General features: G+C 36.1%; 16 protein-coding genes and 1 pseudogene. 9 read left to right on the top strand and 8 right to left on the bottom strand.

The genetic code is table 11. The annotated features are described in order from the left end of the window. The 8 genes and pseudogenes from ACFIJW_RS07855 to ACFIJW_RS07820 form a co-directional block, all read left to right on the top strand. On the top strand, window positions 1-301 hold a 301-nt coding region (locus ACFIJW_RS07855), incomplete at its 5' end, for an XRE family transcriptional regulator (protein ID WP_375633854.1). 1,079 nt (window positions 302-1,380) lie between these two features. Continuing rightward, window positions 1,381-1,542 carry a hypothetical protein gene (locus ACFIJW_RS07850; protein WP_375633853.1) on the top strand — a complete coding sequence of 54 codons (162 nt, stop codon included), beginning with the start codon at window positions 1,381-1,383 and terminating at the stop codon, window positions 1,540-1,542. Window positions 1,543-1,655: 113 nt separating this feature from the next. Continuing rightward, complete coding sequence (locus ACFIJW_RS07845; protein ID WP_375633852.1) at window positions 1,656-2,069, top strand: hypothetical protein; 414 nt, start codon at window positions 1,656-1,658, stop codon at window positions 2,067-2,069. A gap of 52 nt (window positions 2,070-2,121) precedes the next feature. Then, a complete protein-coding gene (locus ACFIJW_RS07840; protein ID WP_375633851.1) occupies window positions 2,122-2,826 on the top strand; it encodes a filamentous hemagglutinin in 705 nt (234 codons plus the stop codon). Between the two features lie 19 nt (window positions 2,827-2,845). Then, window positions 2,846-3,243, top strand: a pseudogene (locus ACFIJW_RS07835) (hypothetical protein). Window positions 3,244-3,605: 362 nt separating this feature from the next. Further along, window positions 3,606-4,007 (top strand): hypothetical protein, encoded by a 402-nt coding sequence (locus ACFIJW_RS07830; RefSeq protein WP_375633850.1) that lies wholly within the window; start codon window positions 3,606-3,608, stop codon window positions 4,005-4,007. A 162-nt stretch (window positions 4,008-4,169) separates the two neighbouring features. Beyond that, window positions 4,170-4,619, top strand: coding sequence for a hypothetical protein (locus ACFIJW_RS07825; RefSeq protein ID WP_375633849.1), 450 nt, complete (start codon window positions 4,170-4,172; stop codon window positions 4,617-4,619). Between the two features lie 949 nt (window positions 4,620-5,568). Then, window positions 5,569-8,322, top strand: coding sequence for an autotransporter outer membrane beta-barrel domain-containing protein (locus ACFIJW_RS07820; RefSeq protein WP_375633848.1), 2,754 nt, complete (start codon window positions 5,569-5,571; stop codon window positions 8,320-8,322). A 271-nt stretch (window positions 8,323-8,593) separates the two neighbouring features. Here the strand turns inward: ACFIJW_RS07820 and ACFIJW_RS07815 are convergent, their stop codons facing one another. From ACFIJW_RS07815 to ACFIJW_RS07795, 5 genes are all read right to left on the bottom strand, one after another. After that, window positions 8,594-9,856, bottom strand: a complete 1,263-nt coding sequence (locus tag ACFIJW_RS07815; protein ID WP_375633847.1) for an acetyl-CoA carboxylase biotin carboxylase subunit family protein — start codon at window positions 9,854-9,856, stop codon at window positions 8,594-8,596. Then, complete coding sequence (locus ACFIJW_RS07810; protein WP_375633855.1) at window positions 9,853-10,713, bottom strand: DMT family transporter; 861 nt, start codon at window positions 10,711-10,713, stop codon at window positions 9,853-9,855. The genes ACFIJW_RS07815 and ACFIJW_RS07810 overlap by 4 nt, the downstream gene beginning before the upstream one ends. A gap of 80 nt (window positions 10,714-10,793) precedes the next feature. Beyond that, the gene (locus ACFIJW_RS07805) at window positions 10,794-11,264 is read right to left on the bottom strand and encodes a hypothetical protein (RefSeq protein WP_375633846.1); all 471 of its coding nucleotides are present in this window, start codon (window positions 11,262-11,264) and stop codon (window positions 10,794-10,796) included. Then, on the bottom strand, window positions 11,243-11,998 hold the full coding sequence (locus tag ACFIJW_RS07800; protein ID WP_375633845.1) for a DUF6421 family protein: 756 nt from the start codon (window positions 11,996-11,998) through the stop codon (window positions 11,243-11,245). The genes ACFIJW_RS07805 and ACFIJW_RS07800 overlap by 22 nt, the downstream gene beginning before the upstream one ends. Beyond that, window positions 11,985-12,545, bottom strand: coding sequence for a prephenate dehydratase domain-containing protein (locus tag ACFIJW_RS07795; RefSeq protein WP_375633844.1), 561 nt, complete (start codon window positions 12,543-12,545; stop codon window positions 11,985-11,987). Before ACFIJW_RS07795 ends, ACFIJW_RS07800 begins: the two co-directional genes overlap by 14 nt. 647 nt (window positions 12,546-13,192) lie before the next feature. Between ACFIJW_RS07795 and ACFIJW_RS07790 the strand changes: the two genes are divergently transcribed. Continuing rightward, window positions 13,193-13,975 (top strand): ATP12 family chaperone protein, encoded by a 783-nt coding sequence (locus ACFIJW_RS07790; protein WP_375633843.1) that lies wholly within the window; start codon window positions 13,193-13,195, stop codon window positions 13,973-13,975. Between the two features lie 34 nt (window positions 13,976-14,009). Here the strand turns inward: ACFIJW_RS07790 and ACFIJW_RS07785 are convergent, their stop codons facing one another. From ACFIJW_RS07785 to ACFIJW_RS07775, 3 genes are all read right to left on the bottom strand, one after another. Beyond that, window positions 14,010-14,555 carry a hypothetical protein gene (locus tag ACFIJW_RS07785; protein ID WP_375621407.1) on the bottom strand — a complete coding sequence of 182 codons (546 nt, stop codon included), beginning with the start codon at window positions 14,553-14,555 and terminating at the stop codon, window positions 14,010-14,012. Window positions 14,556-14,711: 156 nt separating this feature from the next. After that, complete coding sequence (gene glnA / locus ACFIJW_RS07780) at window positions 14,712-16,121, bottom strand: type I glutamate--ammonia ligase (RefSeq protein ID WP_375611514.1); 1,410 nt, start codon at window positions 16,119-16,121, stop codon at window positions 14,712-14,714. Window positions 16,122-16,180: 59 nt separating this feature from the next. Next, the gene (locus ACFIJW_RS07775) at window positions 16,181-16,519 is read right to left on the bottom strand and encodes a P-II family nitrogen regulator (protein WP_015856528.1); all 339 of its coding nucleotides are present in this window, start codon (window positions 16,517-16,519) and stop codon (window positions 16,181-16,183) included. Between the last annotated feature and the right edge of the window lie 549 nt (window positions 16,520-17,068).

Below are 17,068 nucleotides of genomic sequence, written 5' to 3'. Positions count from 1 at the left end.
GAAATTAGACATATCTGTAGCATTTTTATCTTCTGTCGAGATTGGCAAAAAATCTGTTCCTGTAGGACTGGAGGAAAAGATCATAGAGCTTTATGGTTTAGATAAAGAGAAGGCTTCTCTCTTAAAAAAAGAAGCCTATTCTTGTCGAAAAAGCATCATCATAAAGCCTTCTACTCCGTTGCAACGTGAAATTGTTGTTGCGTTTATGAGACTTTTAGATGGCTTACATCAAGAAGCGTTAGCAGACTTCAAAGAAACATTAGAAACATTGTGCGAAGCGTGCTTTATAGAGAAATGTTAGAAAATCCTATTCCCTAACTTTTATCCACGTATCCCGTACTTTAAAAAAGATATATAAAATCAATTATCTATATAGATAAAAAGAGGTCTTGTTATTTCTAGCAAAAGAAACAGCAATAAAATGTGAATAGAGAAAAAACTCAAAACAAATAGCTGATGTCATCAGGAGAACAGGTGTTTGATTGTTTTCTCTAAAGGTTAGAACAATCTAGATTGAAAAAATCTGCTCGTTATTATTTTGCTTTGGAAGTTTTTGTGAGCCATTGCTTACGGTAACGACAAAATCATATAAATATTAGGCGTTTTTTTGATGGTGAGCTGTGCCATCAATATAAGTCTTTCAGGTTAAAATGCCTAACAGTGCAAATAGATTTTACCAGATACATGATTATAGGCAGATATCTTTTTCTAAACGTATTAATGAAGTTCTGTTTCACAAGAGAAGTTATTGTAAGAATTGTTTTTTAAGCTCTTTAAAAAATTGGTTGTTTAAATTTTGTTGTTTAGAAAATTACTATTGCTTTTAGAAGCGAAGATAAAGTTCTTTATGTATTTTTTTCTCAAAGAGGATTGGCGTTGGTAGAAAATAGTGGATAACAAAGTTACATGAGGCATTGTATCATTGTTTTTACAAAAACTTTAATAAACAGCAGCAAGGTATTACAATAAAATCTCATAGAAGAGTAAATTAAAGAGAACAATGAACGTGTGACAGTTTTACGATTCTTATTGTTATTGTTCTCACAAGAGGAAGGATCAAACTTATTTTTTTAATATTGATACAAGAGTAATTTTTATTACAAGTGGAGGCGGACAAAATGCACTCCGCAACTGTATTTCGGTGCAAAATTATTCAATATTACCATAAAAGGCGCTCAAGAACACTACGACTAGCAAAAACAATCATCGGAAAATGGCTTTTTACACGAGAAATCTTCCAATAGCTCTGAAACACACACAACAACAATTCTCTCTATCCTTGAGGCAACAGGCAATGTTGATATGGATGTACAATGAGATGCTACGATTATTGCTTCTCATCTGATTTCCGGTCAAGATATCAATGTAATGGGAGAAAGTATGACGATTGTTGGCATGACAGACTATCATAGCAGCCATTCACAGACGCGTGAAACAGGTTTTGATGGGAATAGATTTGACTTTGTAAGCAGAATTATTAGCGGTAATGGCTATACCTACGAGACGATACCTGCTGGCAGTAACGTTTGGATAGAATGGTAGAGAGTGGCTACAAATCCCATAAATCCCCATACTTGCCTTGGAGATGCGAGCCAAGCATGTCGGTATGTTCATGGCTCATTCAATCGAGTACAAGTCCCTTTAAGGAGGAAAAAATGAAACAAAGCTTAAAATTATTGAGTATAATAGTTCTGTTAAGTATCGCTGGATGTCAGTTTAATAAAACTCCTGGAGGGTATTTGAGTGCTTGGGAAAAGCCAGGAGCAGATTTTACTGAAATAGGAAAAGCATTATTAGAATGTGGTATGCCAACTCCTTATGATGTCGATCCAGAAAACAGAAAGCAGAGCGTCAATGCAAAAGCAACAACTTATGCTTGCATGCTTCAATCAGGTTTCCGCTATAAAGATGAAGAGGTAGCAAGAGCGGGTGGGCCATGTTATACTTTTAGAGCCGAAAACTTGCCCATTTGTCGTCCGGGCGCTGTCATCCCGAGGCGCAGTGTCAAGAAGCGCTTAAACAGCCCTTTTTGTAAAAAATATAAAAACGCACCTGAATGCAAACCTTAAGTCTTGCTGTTAGTGACGATCAACAATCCCACTATTTTTGCATTTGCTTGGAATGGCGGGATTGTTCCCTCTCTTTCATTATTTAACGGATGAAGAAAAGCAGCATTTGCAAGAAGGTTCTGATGGCAAGGTGCATGTATCCTTTAATGGCATCTTTACTCCACCAGAGGAAGCCGCTGTTTATACAGAGCAACATGCGAAGGATAAAAATAATCCGCTTTATTTTGTTGTGTTCCCAGAAGCTGATTCTGCTATCTCAGAACTTTTGGTCGCGGGTTATCAGAAGTTTATGGAAAATAACTTTTGGGGTTTGACCAATTCCACACAAGAAGCAAAAGATTTGGTGTATAGCCATGGTATTACAGGGTTGGAACTTTATGGACATAGCCGCGGGACAATGACATTGGGGAATATGCTGAATTCTTTCAAACAAGAAGGTGTTCGCGGGATAGCCGATAACACGAATATCAATTTCTATGGACCAGCCTCTAATGTTTTAGTTGCATACGGTCTGTTAGGTTATGTGAGTGATGGCAAACAAACCATTATTGGTTTTGATGGGAATAGATTTGACTTTGTAAGCAGAATTATTGGCGGTAATGGCTATACCTACGAGACGATACCTGCTGGTAGTAACGTTTGGAAAGAATGGTGGAGAGTGATCATGAATCCCATAAGCTTCCATACTTGTCTTGGAGATGTGGGTTATAAATGCCAAAAGTTTTATGACACATCTCATTTAGAACAAAAGCCTTGAATTAAATCATGGAGTAAAAATGAAACAAACTCTAAAATTATTAAGCGCGATAACTCTATTGAGTATAGCTGGGTGCCAGTTTAATAAAACTCCTCCAGGAGAGATAGCTACGCGGGAGAAACCTGGAGCAGATTTTACTGAGGTAGCAAAAGCATTATTAGAATGTGGTATGCCAACGCCTTATGATGTTGATCCAGAAAGCAGAAAGCTCAGCTACAATGCAATAGCAACCATAGAAGCTTGTATGCTCCAATCAGGTTTCCGTGATAAAGTGGGGGGACTTGGTGCGAGAATCATAGAGCCGAAAACTTGCCCATTTGTCGTCCGGGTGCTGTCATCCCGAGGCACAGTGTTAAGAAGCGCGTGAACAGCCCTTTTTGTAAAAAATATAAAAATGCACCTGAATGCAAACCTTAAGTCTTGCTGTTTGTGACGATCACAATCCCTACCTTCATGTTTCTCATACCCGTACGCGGGGGGCTTAATTCAGCATGTCAATGCTATTTATTTATGGGTACCACAACTGTTGGCGCAATAATATAAAATATCTATTTTGGTTGTAATCAAAATATTGATAATAATTATAAGCATATCGTTGATAGATATATGATTTTAGTAATAATTTTACCGTATTTTTGATATAATAATTATGGCATAATCTTCGGAAAGATAAAATAATATAGGTTGATAATGTTCATCATTGTTTTGGAAATAAAAAACAGCATGTAAAATAATTTATAGATTGTTTCGTAATATCAAAATTACTCAAGGATAGGAAAATGAAGCAGATTTTAAAATTATTAAGCGGGATAACCTTATTTGTTATGGCTGGATGCTACCCTGAGCAGCCTTCTCGAACAGCTGTAGATGCATGGGAAAAATCCGGTACTGATCAGCTTGAGATCAAAAAAGCTTTGTTAGAATGTGGAATACAGCATCTTGATGGTCGTCTTGATACAGAAACAAGTACGGATGAGAAATTCAATGCTGAGGAGTCTGTGAATGCATGTATGATCCAAGCAGGTTTCCAAGATAAATTGGGAAGAATGAAGTGGTGTGAGAAATATAAAAATCTTCCAATTTGTCAGCCTGATGCAGTTATTCCTCAGCGAAGTGTAGAGAGGCGTTTGAATAGTCCTCATTGTCAAGAGCATAAAGAACAACCTGAATGTCAACCTTAAGTATTGAGGCTGCTGTAATCAAAAATCCTTACATTCTTGTTTTTCCATGGGGGGGTGGGATTGTTTCTTCAATATCTATATGCTAACAAAAGTCATCTTGCGTGTGAGTAAATATTAGAAGACTTATCAGTCTTTCTATCGTAAATATTGACGGAGGGGGAAATGAAAAAAACATTGAAATTATTGAGTGCTATAATTTTATTAAGCTCTGCTGGGTGTATTAGCAAACCTCCCCCATCGACGTTAGAATTATGGGAAAAGTCTGGTGTCAGTAAGTCTATGGTCCAACAAGCACTGTCAAAATGTGGTTGGAAACCAATCTACGCTTCTTCTAAAAATATGGATTCGCGTGCAAGTGATTTTGCAGCAGTTTATGAGTGCATGACTAAAGCAGGTTATCGGTACAAATTACAAGATTCAAAGGGAATCTATTTTTCATCAACGCCGCGAAGTGATTCATTTTTAGTCAATTTAATGGTAGCAGGGTATCAGCAGGTTATGGACAATGATACTTTTGGTGTAACCAATTCGACAAAACAAGAGCGAGATTTGATGTTACGTTTTGAAAATGATAAAAAGCGCCAGAAAATAAAAAAAGCTTTGTACAAGTGATCATCAACAGTAGAACTTTGATTTTTAAAGCAATAATTAAATAAAAATATTAAACGGGAGAAGAGAGAAATATAGCTCTTTTGTCTCCAATGTAGTTATATTCATCAGCTACGAGATTGGCAATAGTGTTGTGGTCAGATGATGCTAGCGGAGGATAGTGGGTTGTTGTTTAGAGAAATTTATTCAATATAAAGAATGGCAAATAATAGCTTTGCTAAAATATCTGCTTTAACGATAATAAACAGATAGCTTTCATAGAGCTAATTTTGATGAAATTTTATTTTGGTGTTTTTTAAGTTCAGAATGGTGAGTGTTTTACTGTATTTTAGATTTTATCAAAAGATCTAAAATATTACATTTATTAATTCAAATCATTGATGATAGGGTATTAGGAGAAGTTTTTTATTTATTCAAATTTCTTTGTTAGATATTTAACATTTTTAATATAGAAATTGTGTACATTAGCTTATACATTAGTGTGCAATTTCTTGTTTTTTTGTTGTGGTTGAAGAGATGATGCGGTTATAGATTTCGTATATTGTATCTTTTTGTGCTGTGTTTTATTAAAACGTTTTAATCGTTTAATCTTAAAAGTTATTCTCATGTTGTTGTATTTTTATTTTTTTGTGGTGAGATAAATTGAATATTATATCTCTTCAAAATTCGCATTTTTTCACGTTTTTTTAAGATTGGTTTTTGGGCCTTTTGTAATTACAGTTTTCAGCGGTTTTTGAGATGCCTTCTTTAAAGGGATTGTCCTCCTAAATGGTATTTTTAAACTTTTTGTTCTTTCTTTACATAAAACACAAAACATATTATTGAATGCTATGATTTTATCATAAAAAAATAAAATAATTTTGTTTGTTTTGTTCTTATTGTGTTTAATTTGTGGTTTATTTTTTTTCCAGCATTTTTTGTTTTTGTTGAAAAAAGAAAGTTTTGAGAAACAATGATAGTCAAGGTATCTAACAATCACTTGTATTCGTGCTTTTTTACAGCAGCTATTTTTTCTTTTTTGTTAAATATAAATATTGAGGCACATTCTCATTCATATACATCACTGTCATGTGATGAAAACAAATTACCTTACGGATGCAGTGATGGTTCAAAGCATACAATTAGTGATAAAGTATATAAATTCACGGCGCCTGTTAAAGAAAAGAATGGGGAGGGTCGTTCTCTCATGTTACCTGCTGCTATAGTAGTGCAGGAGCCAAATACAGTTATTCAGGCAACGCGTGTAGAGGTTGAAGCTACTGCGGGTATAGAAGATATTTATGGTGTTTTTGTATCACGAGGGGGAAAAATTGTTTTGAGCGATTCAGCTTTTAAAAATGTATCAATAGGTCTTAAAGCTGATAGTGGAATGATTGAGGTTAATCGTGGAACAATTGAGGCTTCTCAGATTGCTGCTTATGCAGAGAAGCGAGGAGCATCTGTTACGTTAACGAATACAAAAATTAAAGTGGAAGGTTTGGGTATCGGTCAAGAGAGTGCTCTTTTCGTTAGTGCTGATGCGGGTATTCAGATGAAAAGTGGATTTATTGATGTGAATGATGCTGCTGCGCTTTATGTGGGGAGAGGGGGGAGTGCGACTTTAGATGGTGTTACCATTGCTTCAAAATATCAAAAAACAGAAGACAAAGAAAATACAAATGAAAAAAGTACACATACAGTTTTCAATGTAAAACATCAGGGTTCTGTTTATGTAAAAAATACGAATATTATTTCTACGGATGTTCATGTTTTAACAGTTGGACAAGATTCTAACACGCCATCCAATAACGGCAGGGAAGGAAATATTTTAATTTCGCGGGTTAATATTGAAGATTCAACAATTAAAGCAATAGGTAACAAACATGGTATGTATTTTGAGAGGGATGGGGAAAATGATGCGTATGAACAGGGGCTTGTCTTTTTGAAAAGGACGATTTTTGAGGTTCCAGATGGGACAGCTGTTCATAGTAATAACAGTCGTAGTTATATTGGAGTAACAGAAGGTACAAAAATTTTTGGTGACTTATTATTAACAGTTGAAAAGGGGGGGAGTGTAGCGATTTTGGCTAATTCTTCTTCATTGATAGGAGGGACTCGTGTTGCCGATGATTCTATTGCTGAGCTTTATTTAACAGGGGGATCAAAATGGTTTTTGACAAAAAGAAGAGAGATCGATTTGCAAGTTGCAAACCGTACAAGTTCGTCTATTTCATTTGTGAAAGTTTCTGATAGTTTTATTGCTTTTGAGACTCCAATGTTTCAGGAGTATCAGACACTTCATATTGGGAAGGGAGAAAAAGAAGTTTATAGTGCGCAAGATAGGGCAGATATTTATCTCAATACGCATCTCAGTAGTGATGGTTTGCTCGATAATAAAAAAACTGATCGGCTTTTAATACATGGTGATGTTTCTGGAAAAACAACAGTTTATGTGCAATTTGTTGCAGGAAATCAGGGTGAGATAGCAACCGGTGAAAATGCTCATAGTATTTCACTTATTCAGGTTTCTGGAAAAGCGGCAGAGGATTCTTTTCAGTTAAATCGTGCTTATATCGCATTAGAGGGTTTGCCTTACCAATATTATCTTCATGCTTATGGTCCAGCTTCTGCTCTTGGAAATGCACAAACTTCTCAAAGATTGGTTGAAGGAGATGGAGATTTTTGGGATTTTCGCCTTGAAAGTAAATATATTCAGCCTGCTTTAGAGGTGTCTGCTATTCCCCCTTCCGAGTTAAAGGTCAGAGAGGTTGTTCCACAAGTTCCAACTTATCTTTTGTTACCAAATGCTTTATTTCATGTTGGGCTCATGGATATTGGTCATCAACAAAAGCAGTTGCAAGCTACGCGGTCTATTCCTCGTAAATTATTAAAAGTTGAAGGGAACTTTGCTTTATCTGTTCACGGTTATGGTGGGAGTTATCGTTATGTCTCAGATCTTTCTATACTTAAATATGGGTACGATGGTCATGTTGATTATAACGCTATAAAAACAGATATTTTGCTCAAAACAATAGAGAGCGCATATAGTACGACATCTTTTGGGATTATGGGAACCTATGGAAAGCTTTCTTTACAACCTCGTAACGTGGAACGAAGCCAAAAGAGTACGTTTAATAAATGGTCATTTACGTCATACGGTAGTGTGGAACACAAAACTGGTTTTTATATAGATGGTCTTTTATCTTATGGTTTGTTTAAAGGGGATGTGCGTAGCCATGTTTGGGGTAAGACGGCGACATTAAAAGCAAATCCTTTGAACGTTTCGTTTTCTGCTGGTAAAACGTTTATGACAGGATATAAAGATCTTATTTTTGATCCGCAACTTCAGCTTATTTATCAACATCTTCAATTTGATAAGTTTCGTGATATTGATGGATTTGATGTTGATATGAAAAAAATGAGTCAATGGTTTGTGCGTGTTGGTGGGCGTTTAAGTAAAACATTTACAGCCTCTGATAAGGATCGTATCACTTCTTTTTATGGCAATATTCATCTTGCTCATTGTTTTGGTAAAGAACAATTTGTTCATTTTAAAGATGTTTTTCAGTTGAGTGCTTTCGGTTCTTCCTTAGAAACAGGTTTGGGTATCAATGCGCAGTTTTCTTCTAAAGTTACACTTTACAGTGATCTTAGCTATCAGCATAGGTTAACCAAGGCTGGTTTTTCTGGAGTTCATTTTTCTGGTGGTTTGCGCTATCATTTTTAATAAATCTTTTAAAAAAATAATAAATGTTATTTTCAAAGTCTTGTTCTACTATCGGAATTAAAACCATTGTTTGTGCAGAATTTTAGTTGCTTCTTTTAATAATGATATCATGTGTTTTAATAAATATGAAAATATCGTGTTGATTTATTTTTATCTACTATAGCATTTTTCAAATGCTTTAAAAAATTTGTTCATCTGATAAACAGATTTAAAATGAGAAAATCCTACGATATCGGCGTTCTCATTCAATATGAATAACGATAAATTATCATTATAAATCAGTATTTTGCCATATGATGCTTAAGGTATCATCGAGCCATTTATGGTAATTGCGTGCTTCTTCGTTTGAGTTATGAACAGAGAAAATAAAACCAGGATATCCACCAAATGCTGGTGGAGGTGGTGAAATGTGATTGGTTTCAAAAAAAATGATAGTTCTGGCGGTTTGAGGATGCTGTGCAACCTTATCTAGACCTGAAAATCCAGAAAACCGTCCATACCCATGAAGAGGAATAATATAATTTGCCGCCACTTTTTCAGTTGGGAGTATATCGGGAAGGTCTGGGGTTTTTTCAGCTAAAGCGGCATTCATACATAGTTTTGCAAATGAAATTCCTGTACCTTGCTCAACAATAAAATGGGAAACACCTGATCCACCTATACGAGCGCCTATCTCAATGATATAAGGTAAATTATTAGTATCTAGGCGTAGCTCTACATGGGCAGCTCCCATATTTATACCAAGAGCTTTAACTCCAGAGCATGCAGCCTCACATAAAGCAATAATTAAAGGATCATCTATATCACAGCGTTGACGATAAATTGTTTCTTCAAACCATGGTCCCTCAGGCTGTCCCTTGTCTCCAACGGATAGAACGTGTACACCTGCTGTATCAACAAAGCATTCTACGACAAACTCTTTTCCTGACAAATACTGTTCTACGACTAAACCTACAGGTTTATTTTTATCATTAAAACGTGCCATGTCTTTATGCTGAACATTCCATACGGCTTTAATGAGATCAGGAAGTTCGGTGGAATTTTTAGCTAACATGACGCCTGCACTTGCCCATCCAGAGACGGGTTTAATAACGAGTGGACAGTCTAAGGCATGTACTTGTGATAGGTCTTCTGGATTATCTATATAAAAGAATCCTGGTGTTCTTAAGCCTGCTTTAGCAAAAGCTTGACGCATGAGATATTTATTTCTGGTTAATGCTGCTACTTCTGGTTCAATACTTGGAGTATTGATTTTTTTTGCAGCCAAAGCTGTCCATAGAATGGCTTCTTCGCGAAGGGTCATAACCCCAGCAATATTGCGTTCTTTTGCTCCTGTTGCAAAAGTGTCTAGAGCTAGCTCTGGGTTATCAAAAACAGGAAGTTGCCAAGTTGAAGTGACTGCTGCGGGGTGTTGAGTGGGAGCGCTTTCAGCGGTATCATAGATCATTACTAATTCGATATTAGCTGCTTGTACTGCTTCAAATATAAATGGTAATTTTGCATTGCGCTGGCAAACTAACGCGAGTTTTTTCATTTTGTTTCCTTATTAAATTTGGAGTTTTGAGAATGGCGTTTATGTTGCCATGTAGATACCTTTGATGCATCTATAAATAAGAGTGTCATCCCTATAACAACTACAATCATAGCAATTATTTTGATAATGTTGAGAGAAGGGCTCGAGTCGATTATCCATTCACATGCAACCACTGCAAAAGGGGATAATACGCCGATAGTGTTGGCGTATAATACGCCTCCTTCGGCTAAAACTTTTTGGTATAATACGTAAACTGGTGCCGAGCAAACAGTTCCTAAAATCAATATTTTAAATATATCTTCTAACTTAAGATATAAGAGTGGGGCAGGATCAAAAATAAATAATGGCATAAATGATGCTGCAGAAATTGTCGTGATCCAAGCCAGTGAGGTGAGCAAAGGTAAATTTTTAAGATAACGTTTAGACAATAAGCCATAAGCAGAGTAAGAAAGGGCTGCTGTTAAAGCAAGAGCTATTCCTATTAGGCTGTATCCACCTTCTCCATTGTTTATATTGAATGCCACAGCTGCTACACTGACAATTATCACTCCACTAAGCTTCAGCCATGAGAATTTAAGGACATTTGTCAATGCACCTAATATATAAGTAATTCCTGGAATAGTAGCGAGCACCATGGTTAAATCACTGGCTTTGAGTGATTTTAATGCACCAAAGCTGCATACAAAATACAGCGAGAATCCTAATACTGATAGAATTAAAAAAGAAGGTATCATGGAAAGCAATGGTAGGGATCTGAAAACAGCTTTCTCACGAAATACTGCAATCAGCCATAAGGTGGCAGCGGTGGCAAACAACCTAAGTCCAACCGCATGCATGACGGGTATATTGCTAACCAAATTCTTAGATAATAACCAACTTATGGAAAACAATGCTAGAATGGCAAAAGTAAATAATAGTAATCGTCCTTTTATAAAACTCAATGATTTAATCCTCTAATCACTCGCTGTGCATAAGATGATGTTGAAAAATTAAATCGTGACTTTGAGGTCTGTGGTTTTCCAAGATTATTTTGGATATAATCTTTAGCTCCTGCCAAATAAGCGTCATCATCTAATGCTTCAAGTGCTTCTATATCTGCTATCATCAATATTATTACTTTTTCAAGACACTCCAAATCAAATTGAAGATAACCTTGATTTGTTTCAATCAATGCTTTGTTCCGCATCAATATTTCAAAAAGCAAGATCCCTGTACCAGCATCGAATGTCATATGCTGATCAGAATCTTTTGGATAACGGAATATGCGTTCTAATAGGACAAATTCAGTTATTTCTTTCCAAAATTTTGGATGATTTTGTAGCATAATACGCACTGTAATTAAATCAACTTTAGTTTCTTCTAGAAGACCAGTGAACCAATTTAATTTTATATATAGATTTTTATCCAATGGCCGCGGTCCAGTATGATGTGCATAGTCATGATAATAGCCCCACAAACAGCGAGCATCGTAAATGTCTTCTTTAGATAAGTTTCGACTATGCAATTGACCGAACAGGAATTTACTATCACGGCCGAGTAAACGTTCAGCTTCCACAATTGTTTGCTTATTGTAAATATCAAAGAATTTACTGAAAAAAACAAAGCAAATGCTTGCTTAACAATTTTTTGAGCAGTTGCTACAGATTCTGGGAATAGAACAATGCAATTGCCTTCTAAAAAACCTCTTGATGCTATTCCCATTTTTATACATTGAAAAGGTGACAGATAATTATTTGTATATTTTGAGGCGTCAGCAAGATAGGCCGTTTCATGACGATATCCTGTAACTAATTCCAGCCGGAATCCTTCTGGATCAGGTCCATTTGTTGCACGCATTGGAGCCAAGAAAAACAAGGGAGCATCTGGTAATGGGGCTTTGAAAGCAGCCAAAGTGTTATCAAATTGAGGAGGGGTCGTTAAACCGCTGATCATCCACTGATGAAGATCATCAGAAATGGTCGCTAAAAGTTTTGGAGATAATCCGTCAAGAATATTAGCATGGTGGTTCAGCAGAGTGATCAATTCATTGATCATATTATTATCTGCTGAAGTTGGTTCTTTAATGCTCCCATCTCGTTCTTGGCGCATACGGAATTTGTCAACTAAGTTAACAATGGAAAGAAGCGCTTCAGATTTTTTCATGATTAGTTGACTTTAGTGAGTGGAGCAAAAAGGACATTGGCACTTGTCCAAAATTTTCGACAATACTCAGCTTATAGCGATTTGCCGCAACCGATGTTGTGATACAAGCATCGGCTTTTTCAGCCTTACAAAGAACGGCTGCATCAGCATTGCTGTTGGCAAATACTTTGTCATATTGATGAGCTACCAGAGATTGCGGGTCAGGATGAGTCGCTACGGTTTTAATTTCATCAATGTTATTGCGTTTAGCTAAAACCATAGAGTGAGTAGGCATGATAAAGCTGTCAAATAATTGCATATCACCTAAACGGGTAAATATGAGTGTATGCAAATCAGGGTAAGCAGCACAGCTTAAGAGATATCCATCCTTTTTCTGAGCAAGTTCATTAAATGCTTCTTCAAGAGTTGCGTATAAGATAATACGGGATCTCGAGTCAGTGAACAAAACACTTCTATTGTGATTGTCAAGCCACCACTGTGCTGCTGCTGCACAGTTAGTATCTGCAGGGCCAAGTGTATAGATAAAAGTATTATTTTCAGATTGCATGATCTCTATTCTTTATAACTATATGCCTAAATTTAAACTAGTGTAATATGTAGAGTATATCAAGCACAATGCGTTAAGTAATTTAGTGCTTTATAAAATAATGTATATATGAAAGAAAATTTACAATTATAATTTTGTCTGTTCATTATTCTATCATGCCGTAAAACAGCGTCTTTTAGGGGAGTAATTGAGCAGAAAAATTCTATGCAGGGTATTTATTGGATATGTTAGAGAATTATTGGAATGGTTAAGCGAAGGTGAATGACACATAAACCGTACTGCTCTATCATTTTTTGGATGAGCAGCGTTTTTGAATCTGTTCATATTGATAATACTATTATAGGTGAATAATAAGCAAATTGGTAAGGCGTGAACATCTTTGCCATAAAACTCAATATATTTAACTTCTTAATTAAGATAATACTTTTAAAAATTGTTTTACTATTATGATTGTATTAAATATATAAAAGGCAATCATCATTGTCTTGTTTGTAAAAGAAACATGAAATATAACTCTTAAGTTAGATTGAGATTGGCAAGATTTTTTTTCTTCTTTGGAATCGTTAAGAAGGTCAGATTAAACCTTATTGAAGCTACAGAACCTAAAGAAACAGTCGCTTTCTTGAAAAAATCAGAGGTAAACAAATATGCGTGAGATTTTGGATCATTTTGATATGCCATTGAATAAAAAGAGTTCTGTTCAAAAGATTCAAAATCTTTCATTCCAATCACACCCAAAACGGTTTTATAAGCAAGTGAAGATCGCTTGTGAGGAGGGCGGCTTTACGATTTTGTTGGATGAACGTCCTGTAAAAACGCCCGCAAGGCGTCATTTTCATGTGCCAACAGAAGTGTTTGCTGAATACGTTGCTCAGGAATTTGAGAACCAAAAGCACGTTGTTGATCCTGCAAAAATGCCGATGACGCGTTTGGTTAATACTGTTATTGATGGTATCGCTGATGATATGCAGGCGGTTTTTGAAGATTTATTGCGTTTCGTTGCATGTGATATGATCTTTTATCGTGCACAGACACCTAAAGAGTTGGTGCAAAAACAATCTGAACAATGGGATCCTTTATTAGATTGGGCAGAAAAAAAACTGGGTGCGCGGTTTTATTTGACAGAAGGGCTGATGCATGTGGAACAATCACCAGAAGCACTTCAAGCTGTGAGTCATTATTTACGTAGAGTTGAGTCTGCTTATATGCTTGCGGCACTTCATATGATGACAACATTAACGGGATCTGCTCTCATTGCTCTTGCTGTTGCTGCGGGAAACATTGATGCTGATCATGCTTGGTCTATTGCCCATTTAGATGAAGATTGGATGATGGAGCAATGGGGAACGGATAAAGACACAATAGCACGCCGTGCTCATAAAAAAGTTGAATTTAATGCTGCTGCTACAATTGTTACAACTTGTTTATAGGGGAAAATCTTTTATTTACGTGCATTCTTTTCGCTCAGAGTATTTTTGTGACTTTTTGAGGATTGGTTTTTACTTTATCAAGTCCAGGAAATAGTTCATTGGTTATGGTTAAGAGCGCTTCGTCATTGCCACGGATAAAATACCATTGGTTATCGTGAAGTAGGGCAATAATTTCAGTTTGAATAGAGCATTTTTTTCCAGCATTTGTTGTGGTTACAAGCTCCACGGGTATAACAAAATAAGGGGTACCATTATCAAGGGTACCTTCACGTTTTTGTTTTTGATCAATGTTGATCGTTTCAATCTTGTAACTTTCTGCCAACCGTTCTATTTGGCTTTTCATGATTTGTAGAAATTGTGATTGATTAAGATTTTTTTTGGCGGTTAAGCGGTTGATGACTTGGGGAGGAATAGCATTTAAGATGGCATTTGCATCGGCATTTTTAAGTGCTTTACTATAAGCAGATGTTGCTTTCTCAAGAGTTGTAAGTTTTTGGTTGGTTATTGTATGTGCTTTAGTTGTTGATGTGATAAAGACAATGCATAAAAGAACGGGAACGAGAAAACAAATTCGCGGCATTAGAAACCTTTGTTAATTCATTTGAAGAGATTCAACACATTATAAAGGAAAAGCGGACGAGCAAAAAGCCTCTTGCGCTTTTGCATGAGAAGAATATCCACAAAAATGGAGGCTTTTGCCTCCATTTTTAAAATCAAAAGAATGCGTATTGATTGTTTAAACAGAATAGTACATATCAAATTCAACAGGATGGGGTGTTGTTTCGTAACGCAAGACTTCTTGCATCTTTACTTGAATGAAGGAATTAATCTGATCATCATCAAAAACGTCGCCAGCTTTAAGAAAGCCACGATCTTTGTCAAGTGCTTCAAGCGCTTCACGCAGGCTTCCTGAAACAGTAGGGATTTCTTTAAGTTCCTTTAAGGGAAGATCATAAAGATCTTTATCCATAGCATGTCCGGGATGAATTTTGTTTTTGATACCGTCAAGACCAGCCATTAAAAGGGCTGCAAATGCCAAATAGGGATTTGCTGTTGGGTCTGGAAAACGAACTTCTACGCGTTTTGAATTTGGTGAGGAGCTCATAGGAATACGGCAAGATGCAGAACGATTACGTGCTGAATAGGCAAGAAGAACAGGAGCTTCATAACCAGGAACCAAACGTTTATAGGAGTTTGTGGATGGGTTGGTAAAAGCATTTATTGCTTTTGCGTGCTTAATAACACCACCGATAAAAAACAGACAGGTTTCTGATAGTCCGGCATATTCATTTCCTGCAAAAATGGGTTTACCATCTTTCCAAATGGAAATGTGGACATGCATTCCAGAGCCGTTATCACCAAAAACTGGTTTTGGCATGAAGGTTGCTGTTTTCCCATAGCTGTTTGCTATTTGATGTACAACATATTTAAAAATTTGCATCTTGTCAGCCTCGCGAACAAGTGTATCAAAACGAATACCCAATTCATGTTGTCCTGCTGCTACTTCGTGATGGTGTTTTTCGACCTGTACGCCCATATCCTTGAGTGCTGTGAGCATTTCAGAACGCATATCTTGGCAGGAATCAATCGGCGGAACAGGAAGGTAGCCTCCCTTTATTCGTGGGCGATGCCCTAGATTTCCTGTTTCATATTCCGTATCATCATTAGAGGGAAGTTCACTTGAATCGAGTTTAAACCCTGTGTTGTAAGGGTCCGTTTTATAGCGTACATCATCAAAGATAAAAAACTCTGCTTCTGGACCCACATTGATTGTATCTCCAATGTTTAAAGATTTCATATAAACCTCAGCCCTTTTGGCGATAGAACGAGGATCTCTACGATAAAACTCACCAGAGACAGGATCAAGTACATCACAAAATATGACCAAAGTAGATTGAGCAAAAAAAGGATCAATATGTGCTGTTGCTGGATCTGGCATTAAAACCATGTCAGATTCATTAATTGTTTTCCAACCAGCAATTGAAGAACCATCAAACATGACACCATCACTAAAAGTATCCTCGCTGATCTCTGCGATATCCATTGTAATGTGATGCAATTTTCCTCGTGGATCAGTAAAACGTAAATCAACAAAACGGATTTCGTTGTCTGTAATCTGTTTGATAATATCTGATGCGGTTGTCATATTCAATTTCCTTAATATGGCGTTGAGGTGGATAAAAAAGTGAATTTTCTCGTTATTTATTAAAGGGCATCGATACCGGTTTCGTCCGTGCCTATACGAATTGCATCATCAATGGAAAAGACAAATATCTTTCCATCCCCTATATGTTTGGTTTGAGCTGCTTTACGTATTGCATCAACAGTTTGTTCCAGTTTTTCATCGGACACAACAATTTCAATCTTTACTTTAGGTAGAAAGTCAACAACATATTTCGTACCACGATAAAGTTCTGTATGTTCCCTTTGACGACCAAAACCTTTCGCTTCTGTTACTGTAATACCATGTAACCCAATTTTTTGAAGCGCTTCTTTCACTTCATCAAGTTTGAAAGGTTTTATAATGGCTTCAATTTTTTTCATGCTGAAATTATCTCCAACGTTATTTTGTCTTTTTAGACTGCATCACATTATATTGACAACTGTAAGATGTCCAACAGATACTTTGTGCACAAAAAGTCGAAAATAATGATACTCTAAGCTCTTTTAGGAGAGTTTCTTTTGTAGAATACAGCCAAATACTGTTTTTTGGGAAAAAAACTTACAATTCTTATACAAGAATTCAAATAATATAATAAAAGAGTTTTGTTTCTTTTTTGTTAGATAATATCTTGACTTATAAGGATAATTAGACTCTCTCCACATTAAATGAGAAACTCTAATAGCGTAAGATTTTCTCATTTTAGATCTTTTTATCGTCAATCAATCAAAACGATACTTTTATATATCATAAATAGTTATGAGTGTGTGGATAACAACATTTGAAAAAAGAAATAAAATGCTTTTTATGAAAGCTTTCGATAACTAAAGGCTTTACAATATTAGGGAGTAGGGAAGACAAATATTGGAAAAGAGTGTGATGATGCCGATTATGCTTCTTCATAAATGTAAAGATGGTGGTGTACAATAATG

It is taken from the genome of Bartonella sp. MM97QHHN, assembly GCF_042194285.1.
Classification (GTDB): domain Bacteria; phylum Pseudomonadota; class Alphaproteobacteria; order Rhizobiales; family Rhizobiaceae; genus Bartonella.
Note: the sequence above shows the minus strand (reverse complement) of the source record. Positions and strands in the feature narration are given on the sequence as shown.

Bases quoted from the DNA above. Each gene is read 5' to 3' on its own strand.
- glnA (WP_375611514.1), bottom strand. From the start codon at position 16,121: ATGACAACCGCATCAGATATTATCAAACAGATTACAGACAACGAAATC.
- ACFIJW_RS07830 (WP_375633850.1), top strand. From the start codon at position 3,606: ATGAAGCAGATTTTAAAATTATTAAGCGGGATAACCTTATTTGTTATG.
- ACFIJW_RS07840 (WP_375633851.1), top strand. From the start codon at position 2,122: ATGGCGGGATTGTTCCCTCTCTTTCATTATTTAACGGATGAAGAAAAG.
- ACFIJW_RS07795 (WP_375633844.1), bottom strand. From the start codon at position 12,545: ATGCAATCTGAAAATAATACTTTTATCTATACACTTGGCCCTGCAGAT.
- ACFIJW_RS07815 (WP_375633847.1), bottom strand. From the start codon at position 9,856: ATGAAAAAACTCGCGTTAGTTTGCCAGCGCAATGCAAAATTACCATTT.
- ACFIJW_RS07800 (WP_375633845.1), bottom strand. From the start codon at position 11,998: ATGAAAAAATCTGAAGCGCTTCTTTCCATTGTTAACTTAGTTGACAAA.
- ACFIJW_RS07825 (WP_375633849.1), top strand. From the start codon at position 4,170: ATGAAAAAAACATTGAAATTATTGAGTGCTATAATTTTATTAAGCTCT.
- ACFIJW_RS07775 (WP_015856528.1), bottom strand. From the start codon at position 16,519: ATGAAAAAAATTGAAGCCATTATAAAACCTTTCAAACTTGATGAAGTG.
- ACFIJW_RS07790 (WP_375633843.1), top strand. From the start codon at position 13,193: ATGCGTGAGATTTTGGATCATTTTGATATGCCATTGAATAAAAAGAGT.
- ACFIJW_RS07820 (WP_375633848.1), top strand. From the start codon at position 5,569: ATGATAGTCAAGGTATCTAACAATCACTTGTATTCGTGCTTTTTTACA.
- ACFIJW_RS07850 (WP_375633853.1), top strand. From the start codon at position 1,381: ATGACGATTGTTGGCATGACAGACTATCATAGCAGCCATTCACAGACG.
- ACFIJW_RS07845 (WP_375633852.1), top strand. From the start codon at position 1,656: ATGAAACAAAGCTTAAAATTATTGAGTATAATAGTTCTGTTAAGTATC.
- ACFIJW_RS07785 (WP_375621407.1), bottom strand. From the start codon at position 14,555: ATGCCGCGAATTTGTTTTCTCGTTCCCGTTCTTTTATGCATTGTCTTT.